1 protein-coding gene and 1 pseudogene are annotated in these 2,475 nt (G+C 60.1%); both read right to left on the bottom strand.

The features are described from left to right. Positions 1-130: 130 nt before the first annotated feature. Positions 131-865: an IS21-like element helper ATPase IstB gene (istB, locus tag QD409_RS35265; RefSeq protein WP_430765015.1), complete on the bottom strand. Its 735-nt coding sequence runs from the start codon at positions 863-865 to the stop codon at positions 131-133. Next, positions 798-2,364 (bottom strand): annotated as a pseudogene (istA, locus tag QD409_RS35260) (IS21 family transposase). Before istA ends, istB begins: the two are co-directional and overlap by 68 nt. Between the last annotated feature and the right edge of the window lie 111 nt (positions 2,365-2,475).

The raw sequence follows: 2,475 nt of genomic DNA, 5'->3' as shown, positions 1-2,475 counted from the left end.
TGTCAACCGGCTCGGAATATTGACCCCTTATCGGCGTCCAATCTTCACCCCCCTGTAGGCGATCAGCGCTTGGCCTGCCCGGCGCTGGCCGGGGTTGCAGAGGGTAGGCCAAGTGCGGGTGTCTTCGGCTTTAGCTTTGAGAGCGGTTCTTGAAGCGCCAGGACTCGTTTCCTGTTTCCACGATCTCGCAGTGATGGGTCAGGCGATCGAGGAGTGCTGTCGTCATCTTGGCATCACCAAACACCGACGGCCATTCGCCGAAGGCAAGGTTCGTCGTGACGATGACCGAGGTGCGCTCGTAGAGCCTGCTGATAAGGTGGAAGAGGAGCTGGCCTCCGGCCTGTGCGAACGGCAGATAACCGAGTTCATCGAGGATAATGAAGTCGAGGCGTGTGAGGTAATCGGCCATCCGACCTTGCTTGCCGTTGCGCGTTTCCGTTTCCAGGCGATTGACCAGATCGACGACATTGAAGAAGCGGCCTCGCGTTCCATTGCGGATGAGCGCACGGGCAATCGCGATAGCCAGGTGGCTCTTGCCTGTTCCCGTGCCGCCGACGAGGACGACGTTGCGCTGGTCGGCCACGAAGGTGCCGGTGGCCAATTCTCGCACCAGGGATTCATTGACGGGGGTGTCGGTGAAGTCGAAGTCGTCGATGTCCTTTGCCAACGGCAACTTGGCAATACTGAGTTGATAGCGGATGGATCGGGCCTGCTTCTCGGCGATCTCCGACTGCAGTAGGTCACCGACAATGCGTGGCGGTTCGTGCTGCCGTTTGATGCCGTTGCCCATGACCTCGTCATAAGCGCTGCGCATTCCGTAGAGCTTCAGCGTGCTCATCAGTTCGAGAACCTGCGTGCGTTCCATCAACTTACTCTCCTGAGCCTGTCGTAACGGGCGCAGTCGGCGACCGGCTCATGGGCAAGCCGAAGCGCATCCGGGATTTGCAGGGTTGCAGCGGGAGCCGAATCGCGGCTTCGCGCCAGAATGTTGATGATCACCGAGGCCGAGCAGACGCCGTGATCGAGTGCTTCCTGGCAGGCGGCCTCAACGGCTGCGAGACCATCGGTGGGAACGCATCCGAGTATGGTAACCATCTGCCGATCACCGTCATCGGCGCTCTTCAACCGCTTCCGGACCTTCTCCATCGAGGCTGGCAAAACCCATTCGCGGAAGGGAGCGCCGTTGCGCAAGGCACCGGGTTTGCGAGCAAGGACAGGAACATAGTGCCAGGGATCGTAGACAGTGTCGCCACGACTGAAGCTGCGCGGGTGTTCCGCGACCGTCACTCCATCCTGCTTGATGACAATCCGATCAGCATAGGCATGAACCTCGACGGGGCGGCCGACGGCGGTCGATAGAACAGAGTATTTGTTGTTGTCGAAGCGGACAGTGCAGGTCTTCGACACCGAGGCTGGGACGCAGTGGAACCCGTCGAACGGTCCGACGTAATGCACGAGGCACCCGCGTTCGGCTTCGAACATCTGCCAGATCGTCTGCGCCATCTGTTCCGGGTGGCTATGGGCCTTGGCATAGGCAACGCATTTGTCGAGTAGCCAGACATTCAGTTCCTCCAGGCTTTTGACCCTGAGGCGTGGCGTGAAGAACCGCTCGCGCACAAGGCCGACCTGGTTCTCGACCTGTCCCTTCTCCCAGCCTGACGCTGGCGTGCAGGCTACGGGGTGGACGAGATAGTGGCTGCACATCTGCAGAAAGCGGCGATTGTATAGCCGCTCCTTGCCAATAAAGACGGCCTCGACCGCCGTCTTCATGTTGTCGTAGATGCCGCGAGTGCAGGTGCCACGGAAGAAGTCGAAGGCCTTGTCGTGTGCATCGAACACCATCTCCTGGCTCTCGCGCATATAGGCCCGCGCGAACATCATCCGGCTGTGGCAGAGCCGGACATGTGCCACCTTCACCGTCGTCGTCACCCCCTGGATCAGGACGATCTCGTGGCTCCAGTCGAACTGATAAGCCTCGCCGGGTGCATAGTAGAGTGGCACATATGCCTCGGCCGTGACGGCACCCCGGTCCTTGGACCAGCCCTTCGCGTAGCGCCGGATCGCATCGTAGCTGCCGTCGTAACCTAGAGCCCGCAGCTCCTCATAAATTCGGATCAGCGTCAGCCGCTCCCGAGACGGCTTACCTTCGTTGGCTGCCAGAAATCGGTCGATCTCGGCCTTCCAAGCTCCGGTCTTCGGCAATGGCTGCCGTTCTCGCTCATAGGAAAAGTCGGTCTCATCGGAGCGCAGTATCTTGCGGACCGTGTTGCGGGACACATGCAGCTCCCGGACGATCTTCTTCACCGACCAGCCCTGCACATGGAAGGCTCGACGAACACGCGCAATCGTATCCACTCGCTTCAACTCCCCCTCCATCCGCCAGCAAAAGACGGATGGTCAGACGAAACAGGTGGGGGGTCAAAATTGGACGCCGGTCACCCCGCCAGAGGGGTCAATATTCCACGCCGAAACACA

The sequence above is a fragment of the Rhizobium sp. BR 315 genome (assembly GCF_050577975.1).
Taxonomy (GTDB): domain Bacteria; phylum Pseudomonadota; class Alphaproteobacteria; order Rhizobiales; family Rhizobiaceae; genus Rhizobium; species Rhizobium miluonense.
The sequence above is the reverse complement of the archived record's forward strand: the minus strand, read 5'-3'. Positions and strand labels throughout refer to the sequence as shown.

Coding starts and splice junctions, on each gene's coding strand:
- istB (WP_430765015.1), bottom strand. CDS start 865: ATGGAACGCACGCAGGTTCTCGAACTGATGAGCACGCTGAAGCTCTAC.